At 64.3% G+C, this 25066-nt stretch carries 25 protein-coding genes; all 25 read right to left on the bottom strand.

The features are described from left to right. Positions 1-16 precede the first annotated feature (16 nt). Positions 17-1303: an S-methyl-5-thioribose kinase gene (gene mtnK, locus ACR9YP_RS23630; protein WP_474217201.1), complete on the bottom strand. Its 1287-nt coding sequence runs from the start codon at positions 1301-1303 to the stop codon at positions 17-19. Positions 1304-1338: 35 nt separating this feature from the next. Further along, the gene (locus ACR9YP_RS23625) at positions 1339-1686 is read right to left on the bottom strand and encodes a hypothetical protein (RefSeq protein WP_370986007.1); all 348 of its coding nucleotides are present in this window, start codon (positions 1684-1686) and stop codon (positions 1339-1341) included. Between the two features lie 34 nt (positions 1687-1720). Next, positions 1721-1996 (bottom strand): DUF1467 family protein, encoded by a 276-nt coding sequence (locus ACR9YP_RS23620; RefSeq protein ID WP_128933453.1) that lies wholly within the window; start codon positions 1994-1996, stop codon positions 1721-1723. A gap of 9 nt (positions 1997-2005) precedes the next feature. Next, positions 2006-2410: a methylmalonyl-CoA epimerase gene (gene mce, locus ACR9YP_RS23615; RefSeq protein ID WP_011087668.1), complete on the bottom strand. Its 405-nt coding sequence runs from the start codon at positions 2408-2410 to the stop codon at positions 2006-2008. A gap of 42 nt (positions 2411-2452) precedes the next feature. After that, complete coding sequence (locus ACR9YP_RS23610) at positions 2453-4123, bottom strand: ribonuclease J (protein WP_474217198.1); 1671 nt, start codon at positions 4121-4123, stop codon at positions 2453-2455. Next, entirely contained in the window at positions 4123-4929 is an 807-nt protein-coding gene (locus ACR9YP_RS23605) for a biotin--[acetyl-CoA-carboxylase] ligase (protein ID WP_438108010.1), read from the bottom strand. The genes ACR9YP_RS23610 and ACR9YP_RS23605 overlap by 1 nt, the downstream gene beginning before the upstream one ends. 1 nt (position 4930) lies before the next feature. Further along, positions 4931-6367 (bottom strand): NADH-quinone oxidoreductase subunit NuoN, encoded by a 1437-nt coding sequence (nuoN, locus tag ACR9YP_RS23600; protein WP_474217197.1) that lies wholly within the window; start codon positions 6365-6367, stop codon positions 4931-4933. Between the two features lie 22 nt (positions 6368-6389). Beyond that, entirely contained in the window at positions 6390-7895 is a 1506-nt protein-coding gene (locus tag ACR9YP_RS23595) for an NADH-quinone oxidoreductase subunit M (protein ID WP_091885968.1), read from the bottom strand. Next, positions 7896-9983, bottom strand: coding sequence for an NADH-quinone oxidoreductase subunit L (gene nuoL, locus ACR9YP_RS23590; protein ID WP_474217196.1), 2088 nt, complete (start codon positions 9981-9983; stop codon positions 7896-7898). Between the two features lie 8 nt (positions 9984-9991). Continuing rightward, positions 9992-10300 carry an NADH-quinone oxidoreductase subunit NuoK gene (gene nuoK, locus ACR9YP_RS23585; RefSeq protein WP_008547737.1) on the bottom strand — a complete coding sequence of 103 codons (309 nt, stop codon included), beginning with the start codon at positions 10298-10300 and terminating at the stop codon, positions 9992-9994. After that, positions 10297-10935: an NADH-quinone oxidoreductase subunit J gene (locus tag ACR9YP_RS23580; RefSeq protein WP_091885973.1), complete on the bottom strand. Its 639-nt coding sequence runs from the start codon at positions 10933-10935 to the stop codon at positions 10297-10299. The genes nuoK and ACR9YP_RS23580 overlap by 4 nt, the downstream gene beginning before the upstream one ends. Before the next feature lie 9 nt (positions 10936-10944). Then, on the bottom strand, positions 10945-11439 hold the full coding sequence (gene nuoI / locus ACR9YP_RS23575) for an NADH-quinone oxidoreductase subunit NuoI (protein ID WP_433995575.1): 495 nt from the start codon (positions 11437-11439) through the stop codon (positions 10945-10947). Positions 11440-11447: 8 nt separating this feature from the next. Further along, positions 11448-12515: an NADH-quinone oxidoreductase subunit NuoH gene (gene nuoH, locus ACR9YP_RS23570; RefSeq protein WP_091885977.1), complete on the bottom strand. Its 1068-nt coding sequence runs from the start codon at positions 12513-12515 to the stop codon at positions 11448-11450. A 10-nt stretch (positions 12516-12525) separates the two neighbouring features. Next, positions 12526-14601, bottom strand: coding sequence for an NADH-quinone oxidoreductase subunit NuoG (gene nuoG, locus ACR9YP_RS23565; protein ID WP_474217194.1), 2076 nt, complete (start codon positions 14599-14601; stop codon positions 12526-12528). 5 nt (positions 14602-14606) lie between these two features. Next, positions 14607-15932: an NADH-quinone oxidoreductase subunit NuoF gene (gene nuoF / locus ACR9YP_RS23560; protein ID WP_128933446.1), complete on the bottom strand. Its 1326-nt coding sequence runs from the start codon at positions 15930-15932 to the stop codon at positions 14607-14609. Between the two features lie 15 nt (positions 15933-15947). After that, a complete protein-coding gene (locus ACR9YP_RS23555) occupies positions 15948-16154 on the bottom strand; it encodes a hypothetical protein (RefSeq protein ID WP_438108007.1) in 207 nt (68 codons plus the stop codon). Continuing rightward, positions 16154-16765, bottom strand: a complete 612-nt coding sequence (gene nuoE, locus ACR9YP_RS23550) for an NADH-quinone oxidoreductase subunit NuoE (protein ID WP_091885987.1) — start codon at positions 16763-16765, stop codon at positions 16154-16156. The genes ACR9YP_RS23555 and nuoE overlap by 1 nt, the downstream gene beginning before the upstream one ends. Before the next feature lie 12 nt (positions 16766-16777). Further along, complete coding sequence (locus tag ACR9YP_RS23545; protein WP_438108006.1) at positions 16778-17755, bottom strand: FkbM family methyltransferase; 978 nt, start codon at positions 17753-17755, stop codon at positions 16778-16780. After that, positions 17755-18951, bottom strand: a complete 1197-nt coding sequence (locus ACR9YP_RS23540) for an NADH-quinone oxidoreductase subunit D (protein WP_091885993.1) — start codon at positions 18949-18951, stop codon at positions 17755-17757. Before ACR9YP_RS23540 ends, ACR9YP_RS23545 begins: the two co-directional genes overlap by 1 nt. 2 nt (positions 18952-18953) lie before the next feature. After that, entirely contained in the window at positions 18954-19565 is a 612-nt protein-coding gene (locus ACR9YP_RS23535; protein WP_091885996.1) for an NADH-quinone oxidoreductase subunit C, read from the bottom strand. Between the two features lie 11 nt (positions 19566-19576). Continuing rightward, positions 19577-20167 carry a NuoB/complex I 20 kDa subunit family protein gene (locus tag ACR9YP_RS23530; protein ID WP_164935041.1) on the bottom strand — a complete coding sequence of 197 codons (591 nt, stop codon included), beginning with the start codon at positions 20165-20167 and terminating at the stop codon, positions 19577-19579. Then, the gene (locus ACR9YP_RS23525) at positions 20158-20523 is read right to left on the bottom strand and encodes an NADH-quinone oxidoreductase subunit A (RefSeq protein ID WP_091886001.1); all 366 of its coding nucleotides are present in this window, start codon (positions 20521-20523) and stop codon (positions 20158-20160) included. The genes ACR9YP_RS23530 and ACR9YP_RS23525 overlap by 10 nt, the downstream gene beginning before the upstream one ends. Positions 20524-20965: 442 nt before the next feature. Then, entirely contained in the window at positions 20966-22102 is a 1137-nt protein-coding gene (locus ACR9YP_RS23520) for a PepSY-associated TM helix domain-containing protein (RefSeq protein WP_474217193.1), read from the bottom strand. A 16-nt stretch (positions 22103-22118) separates the two neighbouring features. Beyond that, positions 22119-24374 carry a TonB-dependent siderophore receptor gene (locus tag ACR9YP_RS23515; RefSeq protein ID WP_474217192.1) on the bottom strand — a complete coding sequence of 752 codons (2256 nt, stop codon included), beginning with the start codon at positions 24372-24374 and terminating at the stop codon, positions 22119-22121. A gap of 176 nt (positions 24375-24550) precedes the next feature. Then, positions 24551-25066: a MarR family winged helix-turn-helix transcriptional regulator gene (locus tag ACR9YP_RS23510; RefSeq protein WP_438108002.1), complete on the bottom strand. Its 516-nt coding sequence runs from the start codon at positions 25064-25066 to the stop codon at positions 24551-24553.

Below are 25066 nucleotides of genomic sequence, written 5' to 3'. Positions count from 1 at the left end.
GCTCCTCTAGAGGCCCTTAACTGGATAATTCCGGCATCCAATCGCGCAATTTTCGTGCAGCACCGGTGACCTCAGCGATCGCCCGAAACGCCGCCGCCTCCACCATCATCGCCCTTGCCAGACGGACGGCACGCGCCTCGCTAACCGCTCGCCTCCGTGGGTCCTCGATCAGCTCGAAGTCGATATTGTGGGCGAGACCGAAGATGCGGCGGATGGTTTTTGCGGCTGCGAAGCCGACCGTATCAGTGAACAGGCGCTGCATGTAGGCCTGCCGCTCGGCCTCGAGACGCACGGCGCCCTTCTCGCCGGTAAAGAGTGAGACGGGATAGGCATCGCCGGCAGCGCCGGCGCGCCAGAGCTCGAGGAATTTGCGGGCGAACTCGTTCCAGACCTTTTCGACCGTCTCCAGGACCCAGCCCTCGAATGCGACCCGCTCGCCCGGCGAGCGCTCGTGGCCGGCGGAGGCGAAATAGGCCATCAGGAGGTTAGCCAGCACGGCGCCGACGTCGAATCCCATCGGGCCGTAGAACGCGAATTCGGGGTCGATCACCCGCGTCTGCCTCTCCGTGACCATGATCGAGCCGGTGTGGAGATCGCCATGCAACAGCGCCTCGGGGCTCGCCATGAATTTCAGCTTCAGCCGGGAGATCGCGACATGCAGCTCCATGTCCTCGCGTAAGGACGCAGCGAGACCATCGAGGTAAGGCGCGGTCCAGCGGTTCTGTTCGGCGATGCGGTAGGGATCGGTGAAGATCAGGTCCTCGGTGATCTTGCACAGCGCATGGTTGCCGGCGAAGGCGGCGATGCCCTGCTTCTTCTCGGCCGCTGAGAGCGCGAGATCGGAGGTGAAGAACAGCGTCCGCGCCATGAAGGTGCTGATGTCGTCGACAAAGCGCGGATATTGCGTTGCCGCAACCAGCCCTTTGCGCATGATGATATGGGGCTCGAGCAGCTCCATCACCGTCAGCGCCAGCGCCTCGTTGTGATGCAACAGCGCTGGCACGAGGCCGGGTGCGAGCTGGGCCTGCTTCGACAGCGCCAGATATTCGTAATGGGCCCGCGACAGCGGCAGCGGCCAGCTCTCGCCGACGAGGCGCGCGTAAGGCAGCGCCTGCTTCACCGCGATGCCGCCACGCCCGCCTTTGACGATGAAGACAAGGTTGAGATTGCCGTCGCCGACTTCGGTGATCGCCCAGGATGGTGGCTCACCGCCAAGGAGTGCGGCGATTTCAGGCAGGCCTGCGAGATAATCCCGCAAGGCACCCTCATGCAGAATCCGGTAGTCCCCCTGCTCCCGCGCCATGACGATCCCATCCCATGCTCGATATGGCCGGATCGTTACTCCCGCTCCAGGAAGCTCGAGCCGATCCCGGCCTTTCTTTTGATCGGATCGTAATCACAATAGACGCTGTCCGCCACCAGCGTGTAGCTGGCGCTGACGGTGTATTTGTCCAGCTTGACCGAGTTCAAGCCGATCACCGAGGTGCTCTTGCCCCCGTTCCATTTGAACGGCGTCGAGCTCTTGGCCTGCTCGCAGGCCATCACCGCTTCGTTGAAGACGTAGCCCTCGACGAACGCCTTCAGGGTGCGCACCTGCACCGCCATCTTCCATTCGACATAACCGATGGCGCCAAGGCCGACGACGATCAGCACCAGAAGCGCGATGACGATGCGCTGAAAAGTCATTCTTCCCCCCAAAACAATAATCAGCAAAAAACGTCTAGAACGGCATTCCCATCATCTTCGACAGGCGTTCGATCGAGAGATAGCCGGCGTGATAGGCGGCCATGCCGAGGCCGTAGATGATCGCCGAGATGATCGTGGTCCAGATCAGCTTGCGCCCCATCCGCGTCAGGATCGGCGCGCCGGGGTCGGTGCCGGGCGCACCGACGCCGTCCTCGTGCTGGCTGCGCACGCCGAACGGCAGCGTCAGGAACAGCGCGATCCACCAGATGACGAAGTAGATCGCGATCGCCGTTGAGATCTGGATGGCCATGGGGCGGCCTTATGCCTGCTCGATCTCGACCAGGGCGCCGGAAAAATCCTTGGGGTGCAGGAACAGCACCGGTTTGCCGTGGGCGCCGATCTTGGGCACGCCGTCGCCGAGCACGCGCGCGCCTTCCTTCACCAGCGTGTCGCGCGAGGCAATGATGTCGACGACCTCGTAGCAGACGTGGTGGATGCCGCCGTCGGCATTGCGCTCGAGGAACTTTGCGATCGGCGAGGCTTCGCCAAGCGGCTCGATGAACTCGATCTTGGTGTTGGGCAGCGTCGCGAACACGGTGGTGACGCCATGCTCGGGCAGCGCCACGGCTTCCGAAATCTGCGCCCCGAACGCGGCGCCATAGATCTTTGCGGCCTTGACGGCGTCCTTGGTCGCGATCGCGACATGGTTGAGGCGACCCAGCATGTTTCTTCTCCCTCACAGCGTGATCCGGAGACCACGCCTAGTCTACACTGTCAGGACGTGTACCAGACAGGGGGGCTTTTTGCCCCAATGTTCGTTGATCACGGCACGGACAGCGCGTCGCACCGACTCGGCCAGCGCGTCCGGATCGCGGCGGCGGGGCCGCGGCAAGCCTTCTATGGTGGAGAGCACGGCGTCGAAGACGATGTCGTCGAAGGCTTCGCCCGCCCTGTTCTTGTCGGGGATGCCGACGAGATCGACCTCGGGATCGTCGGCGAGCTCGCCCTGCTCCGTCATGGCGATGGCGACGAAGGCACAGCCGGAGAACGCCATGCGGCGCCGCTCGACCACCGCACGGGATTTTGCGTCCTCCAGGATCATGCCGTCCTTGTAGAGACGGCCCGACGGCACCTCGCCGACGATGCCGGGATCGCCGGGACCGAGCTTGACGAGATCGCCGTTGCGGCAGACCAGCACGCGCGGCACGCCGGCGGCGCGCGCGAGTTTTGCGTGCTCGTGCAGGTGCAGGGCCTCGCCATGGACGGGGATCAGAAGCTGCGGCTTCACCCAGGAGATCAAATCGCGCAGTTCGTCGCGGCGCGGGTGGCCGGAGACGTGGACCAGATGGTCGCGGTCGGTGATGATCTCGACACCCTGGAGCACCAGATTGTTGATGATCGAGCCGACGGCCTTCTCGTTGCCGGGAATGGTGCGCGAGGAGAAAATGACACTGTCACCGCGATTGAGCGTGATCTCGGGATGGTCGTCATTGGCGATGCGCGCCAGCGCCGCGCGCGGCTCGCCCTGACTGCCGGTGCACAGCGCCAGCACCTTGTCCTGCGGCAGATGGCCGTAGACCTCGGGCGAGCGGAAATTCTGCACGCCATCGAGATAACCGGTCTCGCGCGCGACCTGCACCACGCGCTCCATGGCGCGGCCGACCACGACGACCTCGCGGTCGGCGGCTTTCGCGGCCTCGGCCACGGCCTTGATGCGGGCGACGTTGGAGGCGAAGGTCGTGACCGCGACGCGGCCCTTGGCCGCCTTCACGAGATCAATGATGGTCCGGGCGACCTCGGCCTCCGACGGCGAGCGGCCGTCGCGCACCGCGTTGGTGGAATCGCCGATCAAGGCGAGCACGCCCTGCTCGCCGAGCTCGCGCAGGCGCTTCTCGTCGGTCGGGGCCCCCAGCGTCGGGGTCGGGTCGATCTTCCAGTCGCCGGTGTGCAACACCGTGCCGGCTTCGGTGTGGATCGCCAGCGCATGCGCTTCCGGAATCGAATGCGCGACCGGGATGAACTCGACGTTGAACGGCCCGACATCGACGCGGCCCCCGGACGGGACCACAGTCACCGGAATGTTGGGCGCACCACGCTCGGCGGCGCATTTGGCCTCGAACAGCGCCGCGCTGAACTTGGTCGCGTAGATCGGGCATTGCAGCTTCGGCCAGAGATCGATGATCGCGCCGAAATGGTCCTCATGGGCGTGGGTGAGCACCAGGCCCATCAGGTTCTTGCGCTCCTTCTCCAGGAAGGAGATGTCCGGCATGATCAGGTCGATGCCCGGCAGATGCTCCTCGTCGCCGAAGGAGACGCCGAGATCGACCGCGAGCCAGGCGCGCTGGTGGCGGTTGCCGAGGCCGTAAATCGACAGGTTCATGCCGATCTCGCCGACGCCGCCGAGCGGCGCAAACACCAGTTCGTCGGGCCTCGCCATCACGCAGCTCCCACGGAGGCGGCCGGGCCGAAGAACACCTCGCCCGCCGCAACCGGCACCCGCCGCCCTTCCGCGGTGCGGACGATCAGACAGCCTGTGTCGTCGATGGTGTCAAAAATGCCTTCCAGCGTCATCGTTCCCGTGTGGATTGCGACCTTCTCGCCGAGGCCGGCGGCGCGCTCCAGCCAGAGCTTTCGGATCTCGGCAAAGCCGCGGCCATTGTCCCAGATGCCGCGGAACTCGACCCAGGCGTCGGACAGCGCCGCAAACAGCTCCTCCGCGCTGATCTGGACGCCGAGCTCGGCCAGCGAGACCGCCGGCGTTGGCGTGCCCTCCGGCGCTGCGACGACATTGGTTCCGATGCCGACGACGACGGCAAGACGATCGCCAATGGCCTCGGCCTCGAGTGCAATGCCGACGAGCTTCTTGCCGCCGGCAAGCACGTCGTTCGGCCATTTCAGGGCGTAGCGGGGACGGCCCTGGCCGAGGCGGAGCGCCGCCTCCAGGCTGACCTTCTCCAGCGCGGCCTCTTCCGCCAGCCCGGCGGCAAAGCCGAGCGTCGCGGCCACCGCCGGGGCTACGTCCATGACTTCGAGGATGCTGGCTGCGAGATTGCCCCGTGGCGCGATCCAGGCGCGCTGGCGCCGGCCGCGGCCGGCAGTCTGCTCGGACGTGACGAACCACATCGGGCCGCGTTCGCCGGCGCGGGCGTGCTCGATCGCGTCGGTATTGGTCGAGCCGGTCCGTTCGAAAGCCGCGAGCTTGAAGCCCGCGGCCTGTGCGCGAGGACCGAGCGCGAACCCCATCCTAGAACAGCGACTTTGCCGCTGCGGAGGCGACGCTCACCACCGGGCCCGCGAACAGCGCAAACAGGATATTGAACACGCCCGCGACCGCCACAACCGTCCGCACCTCGACGCGCACCGGATCGACCTGGCCGGCCGGTTCGTCGAAATACATCGTCTTGACGACGGCGAGATAGTAGTAGGCGCCCACCACGCTGGTCAGCACGCCGATGACGGCGAGCGTGAACAGGTTGGCCTTGATCGCGGCGACGAAGACGTACCACTTGGCAAAGAAGCCGGCGAGCGGCGGAACGCCCGCGAGCGAGAACAGCAGCATCGCGAAGAAGAAGGCGAGCATCGGGTTGGTCCGCGACAGACCGGCGAAATCGCTGATCTGCTCGACCGCCTGGCCGTTGCGTTTCATGGCGAGGATGACCGAGAACGCGCCGAGCGTCATCGTCACATAGATCACGATGTACATCAGTACGCCCTGCGCACCCTCGACGGTGCCGGAGGCAAGCCCGACCAGGGCAAAACCCATATGGCCGATCGAGGAATAGGCCATCAGGCGCTTGATGTTGCTCTGGCCGATTGCCGCGAAGGCGCCGAGCGCCATCGAGGCGATCGACACGAACACCAGGATCTGCTGCCACTGCGGCACGATCCCGGGGAACGCGGTCAGCGTGACGCGGGTGAAGACGGCGAGCGCGGCAACCTTCGGCGCAGAGGCGAAGAAGGCCGTGACCGGCGTCGGCGCGCCCTCATAGACGTCGGGCGTCCACATGTGGAACGGCACCACCGAGATCTTGAAGCAGAGGCCGGCAAGCAGGAAGACGAGGCCGAAGATCAGTCCGACATTCGCTGATGTCGCGGCGGTAGCGATGCCGGTGAAGCTGACGGTCCCGGTGAAGCCGTAGATCAGCGAGGCACCGTACAGCAGCATGCCCGAGGACAGCGCGCCCAGCACGAAGTACTTCAGGCCCGCCTCGTTCGACTTGGCATTGTCCCGGTTCGAGGCCGCCACGACGTAGAGCGCCAGCGACATCAATTCGAGGCCGAGATAGAGCGAGATCAGATCGCCGGCCGAGATCAGCACCATCATGCCGAGCGTCGAGAGCAGCACCAGGATCGAATATTCGAAGATCCGCCGCGACGGGTCCGACAGGAACTCGGTCGACAGCACCAGTGTCACCGCCGAGCCGATCAGGGCCAGGATCTTCATGAAGCGGGCGAAATCGTCGACGATGAAGCTGCCACCGAAGGTGACCTGCTTGCCCGCGGGCTGCATGTAGACGAGCGCGCCGACCACGATCAGCAGCACCACCGCCAGCGAGGTGACGGTCTTGGTCGTCTCCTGCCCGCGATAGGCTCCCAGCATCAGAAGCGCCATCGCGCCGACCGCGAGCAAGAGCTCGGGCAGCACCGGCGCCAGTTGATATCCTGCAGTCTCAAAGCTCATGGCGATGTCCTGACCTGCCCGCTCACTGGAGCAGTGCGGCGGCCTTCACGGCCGTCACAGCGGTGTTGTAATTGTTGACGAGTTGCTGGACCGAGGCGGCCGACATGTCGAGCACCGGCTGCGGATAGACGCCGAACAGGATCGTCAGCGCGATCAGCGGGAACAGCGTCAGGCACTCCCGGAAGGTGAGGTCCTTGATGGTCATCAGCGACGGCTTTACCAAGGATCCGAACACGACCTTGCGGTATAGCCAGAGCGCATAGCACGCCGACAGGATGACGCCTGATGTGGCGAAGAACGCGGTCGGGATCGAGGTCTTGAAGGTACCGAGCAGCGTCATGAACTCGCCGACGAAGCCTGAGGTACCCGGCAGGCCGACATTGGCCATGGTGAAGACCATGAAGGTCATGGCGTAGAGCGGCATCCGGTTGACGATGCCGCCATAGGCCGCGATCTCGCGGGTGTGCATGCGGTCGTAGACGATGCCGACGCAGAGGAACAGCGCGCCGGAGACGATGCCGTGCGAGATCATCTGGAACACGCCGCCGGCGACACCCTGCATGGTGCCGGCGAAGATGCCCATGGTCACGAAGCCCATATGCGCGACCGAGGAGTACGCGATCAGCTTCTTCATGTCCTCCTGCATCATCGCCACCAGCGAGGTGTAGATGATGGCGATGGTGGACAGCGTGAAGATCAGCGGCGCGAAGTCATGCGAGGCCAGCGGGAACATCGGCAGCGAGAAGCGCAGGAAGCCGTAGCCGCCCATCTTCAGGAGGATCGCCGCCAGGATCACCGAGCCGGCGGTCGGCGCTTCGACGTGTGCGTCCGGAAGCCAGGTGTGCACCGGCCACATCGGCATCTTGACCGCGAAGGAGGCGAAGAAGGCCAGCCACGCCCAGGTCTGCAAGGACCGCGGCACGGCCGTGTGCATCAGGGTCGGAATGTCGGTGGTGTTGCCGTTCCAGTACAGCGCCATGATGGCGAGCAGCATCAGGACCGAGCCGAGCAGCGTGTAGAGGAAGAACTTGAACGAGGCATAGACCCGGCGCGGGCCGCCCCACACGCCGATGATCAGGAACATCGGGATCAGGCCGCCCTCGAAGAACAAGTAGAACAGCACAAGGTCGAGCGCCGAGAAGGTGCCGACCATCAGCGTTTCCAGGATCAGGAACGCCATCATGTATTCGCGTACCCGGCTCGTAACCTTCCAGCTCGCGATGATGCAGAACGGCATCAAGGCGGTGGTCAGGATCACGAAGGGCAGCGAAATGCCGTCCACGCCCATGTGGTAGGTGATGCCGGTGGCGAGCCAGTTCGCCTTCTCGACGAACTGGAAGTCGGCGGTCGAGGAATCGAAGCGCGCTACCAGGATCAGTGACACCGCGAAGGTGATCAGCGTGGTCCACAGCGCGATCCAGCGCGAGTTGCGCTGCGCGGCCTCGTCGTCGCCGCGGCTGAGATAGACGATCAGCGTCCCGACCAGCGGCAGGAAGGTGGTGACGGAAAGGATGGGCCAGGTTGTCATTTACTGGCCTCCAAAGCCGAACATGAACCAGGTGATCAGGCCGGCGACGCCGATCAGCATGGCGAATGCGTAGTGATAAAGATAGCCGGTCTGGATCTTCACGACGTTACGGGTGACGTCCAGCACGCGCGCCGAGACGCCGTCGGGACCGAGCCCGTCGATGATGAAGCCGTCGCCCTTCTTCCAGAGCTGATAGCCGATCCACTTCGCCGGACGGACGAAGATGACGTCGTAGAGTTCGTCGAAGTACCACTTGTTGAGCAGGAACTGGTACAGCATCGGCTGCGTCTTCGCCAGCTCGACCGGCAGATACGGCCGGCGGATGTAGAACAGGTACGACACCAGGAAGCCCACCACCATCATCACCGTCGGCAGGAAGGCGATGGTCTCGGGGATGTGGTGCATCTCCTCGATGATGTGCGGGTTCATCTTCACGGATTCGCGGAAGAACTCCTCGATGCCGTGACCGGCGAACAGCTCCTTGAACGGAAGGCCCGCGACGAACGAGCCGACCGCGAGCACGCCGATCGGGATCAGCATCCAGATCGGGGCCTCGTGTGCGGCCTCGTAGTGATGCTCGTCATGCGGCTCGCCGTGGAAGGTCTTGAAGATCAGGCGCCAGGAGTAGAACGAGGTCAGGCCGGCGGCGATGACCGTCATCAGGAAGCCGTAGACCGCGAACGGATTGTGCGCGGCGTAGGCGGACTCGATGATCGCGTCCTTGGAGAAGTAGCCGGCGGTGAGCGGGAAGCCGGTCAGGGCCAGCGTGCCGACCACCATCACCGCGTAGGTATAAGGGATCTTGCGCCAGAGGCCGCCCATGTTGCGGATGTCCTGCTCGTGGTGCATCGCGTAGATCACCGAGCCGGAGCCCAAGAACAGCAGCGCCTTGAAGAAGGCGTGCGTGAACAGGTGGAACATGCCGACCGAATAGGCCCCTGCCCCCATCGCCACGAACATGTAGCCGAGCTGCGAACAGGTCGAATAGGCGACGATGCGCTTGATGTCGTTCTGGACGAGGCCAATGGTCGCCGCGAAGAACGCCGTGGTCGCGCCGAAGAACATTACGACGGCCTGCGCGTTAGGGGCGAGTTCGAACAGCGGCGACAGCCGCGCCACCATGAACACGCCGGCGGTGACCATGGTCGCGGCGTGGATCAGCGCGGAGACCGGGGTCGGGCCTTCCATCGCGTCCGGCAACCAAGTGTGCAGCAGGAACTGCGCCGACTTGCCCATCGCGCCCATGAACAGCAACAGGCAGGTCAGGGTCAGCGCGTCGGCGTGCCAGCCGAGGAAGTTGATGGTCTTGCCGGTGAGGCCAGGTGCGGCATGGAAGATGGTCTCGAAATCGGTCGAGCCGGCCAGCATGAAGATCGCGAAGATGCCGAGCGCGAAGCCGAAATCGCCGACGCGGTTGACCACGAAGGCCTTGATCGCCGCCGCATTCGCCGACGGCCTCTGGTACCAGAAGCCGATCAGGAGGTAGCTGGCGAGACCGACGCCTTCCCACCCGAAGAACAGCTGCACGAGGTTGTCCGCCGTGACCAGCATCAGCATCGCGAAGGTGAACAGCGAGAGATAGCCGAAGAAGCGCGGCCGGTTCGGGTCCTGATCCATATAGCCGATGGAATAGAGGTGCACGAGCGAAGACACGGTCGTCACCACCACCAGCATCACGGCGGTGAGCGTGTCGACCCGCAGCGTCCACCAGACCTGGAGATCGCCGGAGAAGATCCAGGGCAGCAGCTGGATGCGGGCGTCATGATGCATGAAGCCGACGTCGACCAGCGTGAACCAGGACAGCGCCGCCGACACGAACAGCAGTCCCGTCGTGATCAGCTCGGCCGCGCGAGAACCAGCCGCTGGCGGCTCGTGGTCGCCCGGCTCGTCATGGGTCTCATGAATGACGCTCCCCTCCTCCTTGATGGAGGCAGCGGAGACATGACCGTTATTCGCACCATTACCGTGCGCCTCGTCGTGATGCTCGACCGTGTCGCCTGAGGGATTGCGAGCATGCGCGCCGACCAGCGAGATCAGGCCGGCGAGAATAGCGCCCAGCAGAGGCAGAAAGACAATTGCCTGAACCATGACTGAGCTCAGCCCTTCATCAGATTGACGTCCTCAACCGCGATCGAGCCGCGGTTGCGGAAATAGACCACCAGGATGGCGAGACCGATCGCGGCTTCCGCAGCAGCGACGGTGAGCACCAGCAGCGCGAAGACCTGGCCGACGATGTCGCCGAGGAAGGTCGAGAACGCCACGAGGTTGATGTTGACCGAGAGCAGGATCAGCTCGATCGACATCAGGATGACGATGATGTTCTTGCGGTTCAGGAAGATGCCGAGGATCCCCAGCGTGAACAGGATCGCGCCGACCGCCAGATAGTGTCCGAGCCCGATCGTCATTTCACCCACTCCGCCGCATCGGCATCCGAGAGCCCCTGTCCTGACGCCACCTTGCGCATCGCCATCGCCATTTCCGGCGTGCGCGCGTTCTGCACGTTGATGTCCTGCCGCTTCACGCTCGCCTTGTGGCGCAGCGTCAGCACGATGGCGCCGATCATGGCGACCAACAACACCATGCCCGCGAGCTGGAAGTAGTGGATGTACTTCGTATAGAGCACGAGGCCGAGTGCTTCAGTGTTGCTGACATTGGTCGGGATCGCCGCCGTGATGGTCTTGGAGACGCCGGGGTTGATGACCCAGAAGCCGACGGTAAGCAGCAGCTCGAACATGAAGATCCCGCCGATCACCAGCCCAACCGGCAGGTACTCGATGAAGCCCTCGCGCAGCTCGAGGAAGTCGACGTCGAGCATCATGATCACGAACAGGAACAGCACCGCGACCGCGCCGACATAGACGACGATCAGGATCATCGCCAGGAATTCGGCGCCCATCAGCACGAACAGGCCGGAGGCGTTGACGAAGGCCAGGATCAGGTACAGCACGGAGTGCACGGGATTGCGCGAGACAATCACCATCACCGCCGAGGCGACGCAGACGCCGGCGAACAGATAGAAGAACAGCGCGGGAAGGATCATGCCCTCACCTCACCGGTACGGCGCGTCGAGCTCGATCGCTTTGGCGATCTCGCGTTCCCAGCGGTCGCCGTTGGCGAGCAGCTTGGCCTTGTCATAGAACAGTTCCTCACGGGTCTCGGTCGCGAACTCGAAGTTCGGACCTTCGACGATGGCGTCGACCGGACAGGCCTCCTGGCAGAGGCCGCAATAGATGCATTTCACCATGTCGATGTCGTAGCGCACGGTACGGCGGGTGCCGTCGTTGCGGCGCGGGCCGGCCTCGATGGTGATGGCCTGCGCCGGGCAGATGGCTTCGCACAGCTTGCAGGCGATGCAGCGCTCTTCGCCGTTCGGATAGCGGCGCAGCGCATGCTCGCCGCGGAAGCGCGGCGAGATCGGGTTCTTCTCGAACGGATAGTTGATGGTCGGCTTCGGCTGGAAGAAATAGCGCATGGCGAGGAAGAACGCCGAGACGAATTCCGACAGCAGAAGCGAGCGTGCAGTGGCGTTGACGTTGATACCCATGGCGGACCTCACTTCGGCGCGATGCCGGCGAAATGCAGCACGCCGGCCACCACGATCACCATCGCCAGCGAGATCGGCAGGAACACCTTCCAGCCGAGGCGCATCAGTTGATCGTAGCGGTAGCGCGGCACGATCGCCTTGGCCATCGCGAACAGGAAGAACATGAAGAACAGTTTCAGCGAGAACCAGATGATCCCCGGCACCCAGTTGAAGGGCGGCAGGTCGACCGGCGGCAGCCAGCCTCCCAGGAACAGGATCGTCGCCAACGCGCACATCGTGACGATCGCGACATACTCGCCGAGCATGAACAAGAGGTACGGCGTCGAGCCGTATTCGACCATGAAGCCGGCGACGAGCTCGGATTCGGCCTCCACGAGATCGAACGGCGGACGGTTGGTTTCCGCCAGTGCCGAGACGTAGAACACCACGAACATCGGGAACAGCGGCCAGACGTACCAGTTCAGGATGGTGAGCTGCGGCAGCCCGATCAGGCTGGCAAGACCGCGCGCATGCTGGGCCTCGACCACGGCCGTGAGGTTCAGCGTGCCGGCGCAGAGCAGCACCGTGATGATGACGAAGCCGATCGAGACTTCGTAGGACACCATCTGCGCCGCCGAGCGCAACGCGGCCAGGAACGGGTATTTCGAGTTCGACGACCAACCGGCCATGATGATGCCGTAGATCGACAGCGACGAGATCGCGAAGATGAAGAGGATTCCGACATTGATGTCGGAGATCACCCAGCCGAGATTGGTCGGGATCACCGCCCAGGCGGCGAGCGCGAGCACGCAGGACACCAGCGGCGCCAGCAGGAACACGCCCTTGTTGGCGCCGGCCGGGATGATCGGCTCCTTCAGCACGAACTTGAGCAAGTCCGCGAAGGACTGCAGCAGGCCCCAGGGGCCGACCACGTTCGGGCCGCGGCGGATCTGCACCGCCGCCCAGATCTTGCGGTCGGCGAGCAGGATGTAGGCGATCGCGACCAAGAGGACGACGAGCACCAGGACGCTCTCCGCGACCATGATGATCAGCGGCCAGAGGAACCCGGTCCAGAATGCGCTTTCGAAGAATTCCATCAGATCACGCTCACTCCGCTGCGGTCAGCATGTGCCCGGAGGCGAGGCGCGAGCATTCCGCCATCACGGCGGACGCACGCGCGATTGGGTTGGTCAGGTAGAAGTCCTCGACCAGTGGCTTGAACGGCGCCTTCTCCGGCGAGCCGCCCTTCCCCGCCAGCTTCTTGATCTGGTCGGCGGAGCCGGCCTCGATCTGGTCGAGGCGGATCAGATGCGGCACGGCCTTGAAGATCGCCTGACGCAGGGCGGCAAGCGAGTCATAGCCGAGCTTCTTGCCGAGCGCTTCCGACAGCGCGCGGATGATCGCCCAGTCCTCGCGGGCTTCACCCGGCGGGAACGCGGCGCGGCCGGTCATCTGCACGCGGCCCTCGGTGTTGACGTAGATCGCGGACTTCTCGGTGTAGGCCGCTGCCGGCAGGATCACGTCGGCGCGGTGCGCGCCGCGGTCACCATGGGTGCCGATATAGACGACGAAGGTGCCATCCGGCGCCTTGATCTCGTCGGCCCCTAACAGGAACAACAGATCGAGCGTTCCGAACGTCGTCATTTGTGCCGCGTTCAGCCCGCCCGCGCTGGCAGAGAAGCCGATATCGAGCGCGCCGACGCGCGAGGCGGTCTCGTGCAGCACGCCAAAACCGTTCCAGCCGTCCTTCACCGCACCGACATCGAGCGCGAGCTTGGCGCTGGCGGCGAGGATGGCGGCGCCGTCGTGACGCGAGGCCGCGCCCGCGCCGACCAGGATGATCGGGTGCTTGGCGTTCTTTAGCACGTCCATGAAGAAGTGCTTGCCCGCCGCGAGCTCGCCGAGCGTCTCGGTGCCCGCGCCGAGATGGTCATAGTCGTAGGTCAGGTCGACCTTGGCACCGATCACACCGATCTTGAAGCCGCCGGCGCGCCAGCGCTTGCGGATGCGGGCATTGAACACGGCCGCCTCTTTGCGCGGATTGGCGCCGATGATGAGCAGCGCGTCGGCCTGCTCCACGCCTACGAGCGTCGGGTTGAAGATGTAGGAGCCGCGGCCGAGCGCGGGATCGAAGGCGTCGCCGCCCTGCACCGCCAGATTGCCCGAGCCATATTTGGCGAGCAGGTCCTTCAGCGCGAACATCTCCTCGACACCGGCGAGGTCACCGGCGATCGCACCGATGCGCTTGCCGTCAGTGCGCGCCGCCTTGGCCGCGATCGCGGCGAAGGCCTCGGGCCAGCTCGCCGCACGCAGCTTGCCGGCTTCACGGATATAGGGCCGGTCGAGGCGCTGGGTGCGCAAGCCGTCGACGATGTGGCGGGTCTTGTCGGAGATCCACTCCTCGTTCACGGCCTCATTGATGCGCGGCAGCACACGCATCACCTCACGGCCGCGGGTATCGACGCGGATCGCCGATCCCAGGCCATCCATCACGTCGATCGACTGGGTCTTGCCGAGCTCCCAGGGACGCGCCGCAAACGCATAAGGCTTCGAGGTCAGCGCGCCGACCGGACAGATGTCGACGAGGTTGCCCTGCAATTCCGACGTCAGCGCGTGCTCGAGATAGGTCGTGATCTCCATGTCCTCGCCGCGGCCGGTTGCGCCCATCTCGGGCGCGCCGGCGACTTCCGCCGAGAAGCGGACGCAGCGCGTGCACTGGATGCAGCGGTTCATCGAGGTCTTGACCAGCGCGCCGAGATATTTGTCCTCGACCGCGCGCTTGTTCTCGGCGAAGCGGCTGGTGTCGACACCGTAGCCCATCGCCTGGTCCTGCAGGTCGCACTCGCCGCCTTGGTCGCAGATCGGGCAGTCCAGCGGATGGTTGATCAGCAAGAATTCCATCACGCCTTCGCGTGCCTTCTTCACCATCGGCGAACGCGTCGAGATCTCCGGCGGCTCGCCCTTGGGGCCCGGACGGCAGTCGCGCACGCCCCAGGCGCAGCTTGCGACAGGCTTCGGGCCGCCCTTCACTTCGACGAGGCACATCCGGCAATTGCCGGCGATCGACAGCCGCTCGTGATAGCAGAAGCGCGGAATTTCGGCGCCCGCGGCCTCGCACGCCTGGAGCAGCGTGTACTCGGCGGGCACATCGATCTCTTTGCCGTCGATGATGAGCTTGGTCATTTATCCTACTCCGCCGCGACCATGTTCACGGGATCGCGGACGCCGATATCGTCGATGTCGGCCCTGTGCGAATATTGGTCGATGCGCGCTTCGATCTCGTGACGGAAATGGGCGATCAGGCCCTGGATCGGCCAGGCCGCGGCATCGCCGAGCGCGCAGATGGTGTGGCCCTCGACCTGCTTCGTCACTTCAAGCAGCATGTCGATCTCGCGCTTGTGGGCGCGGCCTTCGGCCATGCGGGTGAGCACGCGCCACATCCACCCCGTGCCCTCGCGGCACGGCGTGCACTGGCCGCAGCTCTCATGCTTGTAGAAATAGGAGATGCGGGCGATCGCACGGATCAGGTCGGTCGACTTGTCCATCACGATGACGGCCGCGGTGCCGAGGCCCGAGCGCAGCTTGCTCAAGCTGTCGAAATCCATCGGCGTGTCGATGATCTGCTCGGCCGGCACCATGCGCACGGAGGAGCCGCCGGGGATCACGGCCTTGAGGTTGTCCCAGCCGCCGCGGATGCCACCGCAATGCTTGTCGATCAGTTCGCGGAACGGAATGCCCATGGCCTCTTCGACGTTGCAGGGCCGCTCGACATGGCCGGAGATGCAGAAGAGTTTGGTGCCGACATTGTTCGGACGGCCAATGCCGGCGAACCATGCCGCGCCACGGCGCAGGATGTCCGGCGCGACCGCGATGGACTCGACGTTGTTGACGGTGGTCGGACAGCCGAACAGGCCGACATTGGCCGGGAACGGCGGCTTCAGCCGCGGCTGGCCCTTCTTGCCTTCGAGGCTTTCGAGCAGCGCGGTCTCTTCGCCGCAGATATAGGCGCCGGCGCCGTGGGCGACGTAAAGGTCGAACGGCCAGCCGTTGACGTTGTCCTTGCCGATCAGCTTGGCCTCATAGGCCTGGTCGATCGCGGCCTGAAGGCGCTCGCGCTCGCGGATGAATTCACCGCGGACATAGATGTAGCAGGCATGCGCGTTCATCGCGAAGCTCGCGATCAGGCAGCCCTCGACCAGGAGATGCGGATCGTGCCGCATGATCTCGCGATCCTTGCAGGTGCCGGGCTCGGATTCGTCGGCATTGACGACGAGATAGCTCGGCCGGCCGTCGGTCGATTCCTTCGGCATGAACGACCATTTCAGGCCGGTCGGGAAGCCGGCGCCGCCGCGGCCGCGCAGGCCCGACGCCTTCATCTCGTTGATGATCCAGTCGCGGCCCTTGTCGATGATGGCCTTGGTGCCATCCCAGGCGCCGCGGCGCCGCGCACCCTCGAGCCCCCAATCGTGAAGGCCGTAGAGGTTCTTGAAGATGCGGTCCTTGTCCTCGAGCATATCAGTGCTTTCCGATCAACGATTGGACTGCTTGTAGGCAAGTCCGGCGGCGCAGACGGCGAAGGTCAGCGCCCAGAGCAGACTGGTTTCCAGCGACGCGTTCAGGCTGAAACGCTGCAGCAGGAAAATGAACGCGGCCGCCAACGCGGCGTGCATCGCGATGAAGCCCCACTTCTTCATGGCACCGCTCCCCTGCACTGAAGGCGACGAGAGATCACGCATCAGGTGATCTCCTTCAGCGTGGTCGGCCCCGTAATCGGCGCCGAGAACTGGCGGCCGTTCTGCGGGCCGGGCTTGGGCGGATTGCCCGATGCAAAACCGTCGAGCACCTTGCCAAAGCTCTCCTTGGTCAGGTCCTCATAGGTGTCCTTGCCGATCAGCACCATCGGCGCGTTCACGCAGGCGCCCAGGCACTCCACCTCTTCCCAGCTGAAATTGCCGTCCTTCGAGAGATGGAAGGGCTCGTGATGGATGCGGTGCTCGCAGACGTGGATCAGATCCTCGGCACCGCGCAGGCGGCACGGCGTGGTGCCGCAAACCTGGACGTGGGCCTTCTTGCCGACGGGGGCGAGCTGGAACATCGTGTAGAAGGTCGCAACTTCGAGCACGCGGATATAGGGCATGTCGAGCATGTCGGCGATGACGCGGATCGCGGCTTCCGAGACCCAGCCCTCGTTCTGCTCCTGCGCGCGCCAGAGGATGGCGATGACCGCGGAGGCCTGCCGTCCGGCCGGATATTTCGCGATCTGCTGCCGCGCGAATGCGAGGTTCTCCTCCGTGAACGCAAAGCTCGCGGGCTGGACTTCCTTCGGTGCTAATCGGCGAACGGACATCTCTTCAATCTCTCACTGCATGCGGCGCGCGGACTTGGCATTCAGATTCTTGGCATTCAGGGCATCGATCCTGTCCTGCCAGAATGCGCTTGCGGTGCCGAAAACGTTGTAGCCGACATGGGTCGAGACCTTGATGCGGTCGAGGATCGACAGCTCGGTCACGGTCTCCATCCGGTTGCTGCGCGGATCGAACACGATCAGCTTCAGCGGGGTCTGTTCGAGGATGTAGCGCGACACCGCATGAGAGCGGTCGCTGCCGTGCTCCTCGCACATGATGACGCTGTCGGCCTGGAGTAGCCGGGCACCGCCCTTGATCGCCTCGATCTCGACGCCCTCGACGTCGAGCTTGATCAGATACTTGCCGCTGGAGGCAACCTTGCCGTCGTCGATCAGATTGTCGAGCGCGATGACAGGCACCTCCTCGCCGCCCACTGAGGGATCGCCGGCGATGCTGAAGGCTTCGTGCTTGGTACCAGACAAGCGCGCGGTGCCGCGCGCTGCACCGATCGCGCATTTCATCGTCTCGAAGCGGCCCTCGTTGATGCGGGCGTTGTTGGCTAGCTTCGGATAGTTCTGACCCGACGGCTCGATCGCAATCGCCTTGTGCGAACCGAACGGCCTGCTCGAGACCAGCACCGACCAGTAGCCGTAATTGGCGCCGCAATCGAGCAGCGTGTAGTCGACGTCGATGGAGTCGGCGAATAGCAGCTCGAGCTCGTCCTCGTAGTTGTAGGAGCGGTTGAGCAGCTTGCTCCAATAGCCGTCGCCATAAGGGAATTCGAACACGGCGTCGGGATTGAGCCTGATCGCGATGTTGCGCTTGGGCAGCGTCTTCGCCAGCAAATTGGCGCAAGCGATGTAGCCCATATGCGAGAAGTGCGAGGAGATCTTCGATCCCGTCACCAGCGCCAAGGCAGCCGTCCGCTCCCACAGGTTGGCCCCTTCAAGGGCCCCCGAGGCACGGTCAAACTGGATTGGCGCCTGCGCCATCACCGATCGACCTCTCCGAACACGATGTCGAGCGAGCCGAGGATCGCCGAGACGTCGGCGAGCAGATGGCCGCGGCAGACGTGGTCCATGGCCTGCAGATGGGCAAAGCCCGGCGCGCGGATCTTGCACTTGTACGGCTTGTTGGTGCCGTCGGAGACGAGATAGACGCCGAACTCGCCCTTGGGGGCCTCGACCGCGGCGTAGACTTCGCCGGGCGGAACGTGGACGCCCTCGGTGTAGAGCTTGAAGTGGTGGATCAGCGCTTCCATCGAGCGCTTCATCTCGCCACGGCGCGGCGGCGCGACCTTGTTGTCGGCGACGACGACCGGGCCCTTGCCCTCGGGCGCGTTCAGCTTCTGGATGCACTGCTTCATGATGCGCACGGATTGGCGCATCTCTTCCATGCGGATCAGATAGCGGTCGTAGCAGTCGCCGTTCTTGCCGATCGGAATGTCGAAATCCATCTCGGCATAGCATTCATAGGGCTGCGACTTGCGCAGGTCCCAGGCCGCGCCCGAGCCGCGCACCATCACGCCCGAGAAACCCCACTCCCAGGCCTCCTTGAGTGACACGACGCCGATGTCGACGTTGCGCTGCTTGAAGATGCGGTTGGCGGTGAGCAGACGGTCGAGGTCGTCGACCACCTTCAGGAACGGATCGCACCAGGCCTCGATGTCGTCGACCAGCTTCTGCGGCAGATCCTGATGCACGCCGCCGACGCGGAAGAAGGCTGCATGCATACGGCTGCCCGAGGCGCGCTCGTAGAACACCATCAGCTTCTCGCGCTCTTCGAAACCCCACAGCGGCGGGGTCAGCGCGCCGACGTCCATCGCCTGCGTGGTGACGTTGAGCAGATGCGACAGGATGCGGCCGATCTCGCAATAGAGCACGCGGATGAGCTGGCCGCGGCGCGGCACCTCAATGCCGAGCAGCCTTTCGGCAGCAAGACAGAAGGCATGCTCCTGGTTCATCGGCGCGACGTAGTCCAGGCGATCGAAATAGGGAATCGCCTGCAGGTAGGTCTTCTGCTCGATCAGCTTTTCGGTACCGCGGTGAAGCAGGCCGATATGCGGATCGACGCGTTCGACGACTTCGCCGTCGAGCTCCAGCACCAGCCGCAACACGCCGTGCGCCGCCGGATGCTGCGGGCCGAAATTGATGGTGAAGTTACGGAGATTCTGCGGTTGCTCGTTCATGATCAGCTCTTCGGCCCCGCTTTTTCATCCCCCGGCAACGGATAGTCCGCCCCTTCCCATGGCGAGAGGAAATCGAATTTGCGGAACTCCTGGTTGAGCCTGACGGGCTCGTACACCACCCGCTTCTCCTGGTCGTCGTAGCGAACCTCGACGAAGCCGGTCAGCGGGAAATCCTTGCGCAGCGGATGGCCCTCGAAACCGTAATCGGTGAGGATGCGGCGCATGTCGGGATGGCCGACGAAGAACACGCCGTAGAGGTCGTAGGCCTCGCGCTCGAACCAGTCGGCGCCGGGGAATTCGTCGATCAGAGACGGCACCTGCGTGGTCTCGTCGGCTTGGGCCTTGAGCCGGATCCGCGTGTTCAGCGTCGGGGACAGGAAGTGATAGATCACGTCGAAACGCTTCTCGCGATCCGGATAGTCCACCGCCGTGATGTCGGTGATGTTGACGAAGCGGCAGTTCGGATCGTCGCGCAGGTACTTGACCACCTCGACGATCTTGGCCGCCTCGACGTCCACCGTGAGCTGGTTGAAGGCCACCGAGTGACCGGTAGCGGCGCCCGGAAGCGCGCTAACGATCGTCTGCCCCAGGGCGTCGAGCTTGGCGTCGTCCATGACGTAAAACCTTAGCGTTCGATGGTGCCGGTGCGGCGGATCTTCTTCTGCAGCAGCAGCACGCCGTAGAGCAGCGCTTCCGCCGTAGGCGGGCAGCCCGGCACGTAGATGTCGATCGGCACGATGCGGTCGCAGCCGCGCACGACCGAGTAGGAATAGTGATAGTAGCCCCCGCCATTGGCGCAGGAGCCCATCGAGATGACGTAGCGCGGCTCGGGCATCTGGTCGTAGACCTTGCGCAGCGCCGGGGCCATCTTGTTGGTCAGGGTGCCCGCGACGATCATGACGTCGGACTGGCGCGGCGAGGCACGCGGCGCGAAGCCGAAGCGCTCGACGTCGTAGCGCGGCATCGAGACCTGCATCATCTCGACCGCGCAGCAGGCGAGACCAAAGGTCATCCACATCAAGGAGCCGGTGCGCGCCCAGGTGATGAGGTCGTCGGTCGCGGCAACGAAGAAGCCCTTGTCGGACAGCTCGTGCTTGACCTCGAGGAAGAACGGATCATTGGCCCCGACCGGCTTACCGGTCGACGGATCCAAAATGCCCTTGGGGGCCGGCGCAACGACCGGAGCCAAGGACTGAGTAGGAGGGTTCAATCCCATTCCAGTGCCCCTTTTTTCCATTCATAGGCGAACCCGACCGTCAGCACGGCGAGGAACACCACCATGGACCAGAAGCCGGTCGCGCCAAGCTTGCCGAACGCCACCGCCCAGGGAAACAGGAACGCCACCTCGAGGTCGAAGATGATGAAGAGGATGGCGACCAGGTAGAAGCGGACGTCGAATTTCATGCGGGCGTCGTCGAAGGCGTTGAAACCGCACTCATATGCCGACAGTTTTTCCGGGTCCGGCTGCTGGAACGCCACGATGAAGGGCGCGATCAGCAGCACGAGGCCGATGAGGCCCGCGACCCCTATAAAGACAACGAGTGGAAGATAGTTCTCTAGAATGCCGCTCATCGACGAGCCCTTTTTCCCGCAGCCTCGGGACAGCCACGGATTCGTCCGATTTGGAATTATTCTGAGCCTTAGCGCAGTGCACCAATGGGCGCAAGACACGCTCTTTTCAGGCCCTTTGCCGCTCCCAGAACGGTGGAAATCCCGGAATCACCCCGCGCTGGTATGGAGCAGATCAGCTGACCCAGCAAGGGCGATCCCGATCAGTCCACGCGCGCTCGGCCGTGACGGCCTTTGTTGGGAAGGCGCACTTTATCTAGGCTGGGGCGCAGCAAAGTCCAGATTACAACCAGGACAGGCGCCCCTACCGTCACCCAGGCGACATATTGGCCGGCCTCGCCCCAAAGCAACGCGGCCAGCAAGCCGGTGATGGTCGCAGCCCCGAGCAGGATAGGTGCAGCAAAGACACGTATCCACAGCCGCGGGCGGTCGGGCGAGCCATGCATCACGACGGGACCGGAACTCGTCTGGCGAATGCGTCAGCGCGGGCGGAGGACCGCTTCCGCCGCCGCGCCAGCCAGAGATAGAGGCCGCTGCCGATCACGACGATCGTGAGCACGTCGAGCGCGGCCCAGATCACCTTGAGCGGCATGCCACCGTAGTCGCCGAAATGCAGCGGCTGCGAGATCAAGAGCGCCTGCAGATAGAGCGGCAGTGCCCGGCTGTCGGCGACCTCCCCGCTTTCGCCATCCAGCAGGACAGGCTTGAGCAGCCGCGCCGTCAGGGCCGTATCGCCCCGCATGAAGGCGGCGAAATGATGCGAGGACGTGAACGGCGTGCCCGGAAACGCGATGAAGGCGATCTCCATGCCGGGAGCCGCCCCCTTCGCGCGCGCGACGACATCATCGAGTGAGGCGAGATGCGCGGGCGGCGGCTTGCCGGCATAGGGCGCGACCATGCTGGCGAGTTCGGTCGCCTTCCACTGGTTCAGCATCAGCTCGGCCCAGGTGTTGACGACTCCGGTCAGCCCGACCACCAGCGCCCAGGCCACGGTCACCGCGCCGATCAGGTTGTGCCAGTCGAGCCAGCGCACGCGGCGGGAGGCATGATCGCGGATGGTGGCAAAGCGCAGGCGGCGGGTGAACGGCCAATACAGCACCACGCCCGAGACGATGGCGACGGCGAACAAGAACCCCATCGCACCGAGGAACAGTTTTCCGGCCTGGCCAGCGAACATGTCGGTGTGCAGCTTGAGCACGATCAGCATCGGCCCGACGCCGACAGGCCCGAGCAGCTTGGCCGAGACCGCGTCGAAGGCTCGCACCGTCGCATTGTCGGGAACCCCGTCAGGGGCGCTGTTGGTGAAGGCCATCACGATCCCGGGCTCGTCCTTGTCCCAGGAGATATATTGCATCACCCGGCCGGGATCGGCGGCGAGCGCGGCCTCGGCGATTTGTTGAGGCGTCGCGCGCGCCGCGCTCGCATGAGCTTCGGGCTGGGGGGCATAGCCCAGGAGCTCATCGATCTCGTGGTGGAACACCAGCGGCAGGCCGGTCAGGCAGAGCAGCAGCAGGAACACGGTCGAGATCAGGCTGGTCCAGTTATGGACCACGGACCAGAGCCTGACCGTGCGCGCCTTCACGACAGTCTCCCCTCGCCTACCACTTGTAGGAGACGCTGGCGGTCACGCGCCGGCGGTCGCCGTAGAAGCAGGACGTGGCCGACGCGCAGCTCGCGACGTACATCTTGTCGGTCACGTTGATCACGTTGAGCGCCGTCCGCCAGTTCTGCCATTCGTAGTGGACCGCGAGATCGCCGAGCACCACTGCGGGAACCTCGAGAGTGTTGGCCGTATCCGCCCAGGACGAGCCGACGTAGCGCACGCCGCCGCCGAAACCAAATCCTTCCAGCGGTCCGTCCTTGAAGGTGTAGTCGGCCCAGCCCGAGACCAGGAACTCAGGCGTGTTGGTCGGCGTCTTGCCGACCAGCGCCGGATCGAGATCCTTGCTGTTGAAGAGATGATAGGCCGTGAAGGAGCCGATCAGCTTCAGCTCCCTCGTGGCATTGGCCACCGCTTCGAGCTCGATGCCGCGCGAGGTCACCTCGCCGGTCTGGTTTTGCAACACGGGTACGCTACCCGGCAATGTCGTCGCGACATTTTGCCGGACCAGATCGAAAGCCGAGACCGTGAAATAGCCGTCGAAGCCTTTTGGCGCGACCTTCACGCCGATTTCGGCCTGCTTGCCGGTCTCCGGCAGGAACAGCTGGTTCTGGGCGTTGAGGCCGATGATCGGGTTGTAGCTCGTCGAATAGGAGACGTAGGGCGCGATGCCATTGTCGAAATTGTAGATCAGCCCGGCGCGGCCGCTGAACCTGCTGTCATCGCGGCTGGCGACCAGAGCGCCGGTGTCGCGCGCTTCCTGCGTCGTCTCGACCCAGTCATTGCGCCCGCTCAGCACCAGCGTGAAGTTGCCGAGCTTCATCTGGTCCTGAAGATACGTGCCGGCCTGCTTCTGCGTGATCAGGAAGTTCCGGAACGGAGCGCTCGGTAATGGAACCTCGGCCGACCCGTAGACGGGATTGAAGACGTTGATCGCGGGCACGCCGAACCCGAAGGCCTGGTAGTCGTCGATCTGGTAGCCCCTCAGGTCGACCCCGAACAGCATCGTGTGCCTGACCGGGCCGGTGTCGAAGCGGTACTCGAGCTGGTTGTCGAGATTGGCCTGATTGGCAGTGTTCTTCGCATACCAATTGTACCGATTGAGAGTGGCCGTGTTGATGTCGGCCCAACCGTTGCCGACATAGCCGCGGTAGGTGATGTCGACATGCGCAAAGCGGGCGTTCTGACGGAACGTCAGGTCGTCAGTGAGATTGCGCTCGAACTGATAGCCGAGCATCTCCTGCTCGCGCGTGAACTTGTCGACGCTGGGATCGCCGACGAAGAAGCTGGTGGGAATTTTGCCGAACGACGCGCTGGTCACCGTCCCCTGGTAAGGCAGGAAGTTGATGCCGCGGGTGTCCTGCTTCGAGGCCGAGGCCAGCACCGTCAAGGTCGTGTCGGCATCCGGCTTCCAGGTGACCGACGGCGCGATGAAGTAGTTGTTGTCGGGCGTGAAGTTGACCTGGGTGCCGCCGTTCTGGACCTGGCCGACCACGCGGGCGAACAGCTTGCCGTTCTCGGGGCTCGTCGCGACCGGTCCGCCGAAATCGAAGCCGATATAGGCGTTGCCGAAATTGTTGACGCCGGTCTCGATATAGCGGATCGGCTCGGCCGGCGGCATCTTGCTGATGACGTTGACGATGCCGCTTGGGCTCGATCCGCCGTAGAGCACGGCTGACGGTCCGCGCAGCACCTCGACGCGCTCCATGTTGGGCGTCTGGAGCTTCCAGCTCGCATAGGACGTGTAGAACAGCTGCATGCCGTCGAGGAACAGTCCGATGTCCTCGGACTTGAAGCCGCGGATCAGCCACCAGTCGTTGCGGGTGTCTGTGCCAAACGTTCCGGCGCGCACGCCGGCGGTGTAGCGCAGCACCTCGTCGAGCTTGTTCGGCTTCTGGTCGCGGATCTGCTCGGCACCGATCACCGACACGGACTGCGGCGTCTCCATGATCGGCGTGTTGGTCTTGGTGCCGGACGAGCTGCGGCCGGCGACGTAGCCGTTCACCGGACCGCGCGGCGTCTCGACGAAGCCGACATTGCGCTGCGGCTGCGGCTTGTTCCTGTTGGCGGTCTGCTCCGACGACCGCGGCGCACGGCGCTGAGGGGTCGCCGCGGTGCGGCGGCGCGCTTCCGGCGCCGTGACCGTCACCGACGGAATGTTCTGCGCGCCACCCTGCGCGGACGATTGTGCGAGCGATGCCTGCGGCATCAAGACCCAAGCGGATGCGGTCGCCAACACGGCCGACCGCAGCATTCCAAGACTGTTCAACGCGCCACCCCAAGCTGCATGTTTTGATGCATCATGCCGCCAGTCCCCGCGGCGACATGCGCTGCGGTGACGCTTATGTGAGGGTGCGCGAATTGCCTAATTGAAAACTTCTTAGAAAGATTCTTAGAAGCGCTCCAACATTTCCAGAGATTGCCGAGACATCAGCGCGAATTCTTCTCGCTCTCGAGCATCTCGGCCGCGATCGCCGTGAGCTGATCGACCTGCCGAAGCAGTACTTGGAACTCGGCTTCGCTCAAATGTTGCAGCAGGCGCCGATTGCGTTCCTGCGCGCCATCGACAATCGCATCATGCGCGGCGAGGCCCGTCGCAGTCAGCGAGATCAGCACCTCGCGGCTGTCCTTCGGGTTTGCCGTTTTCGCGATCAGCTTGCGCGACAAGAGGTTTGCCAGCGCACGGCTGATCTGTCCCTTGTCCTGGCCGACCGCCTCGGCGAGCCGCGCCACGCTCATGGGCGGCCGCCGCCCAAGCGAGGCGACGAGACCGAACTCGACTGAGTTCAGTCCTGTGAGACGCTTGTAGCGCAGGATGGCGCCGCGCTTGAGCAGGTTGGCGAGCACCATCAGCCGCGACGACAGCATCGCGGTGACCGGCGCCGCCGGCGCGCTCTCGTCCGTTTCGGACGGCGTCGACCCGCCCCTGCTCTCCGTCTCGCTCAT

Source organism: Bradyrhizobium sp. BR14999 (genome assembly GCF_056106085.1).
Note: the sequence above shows the minus strand (reverse complement) of the source record. Positions and strands in the feature narration are given on the sequence as shown.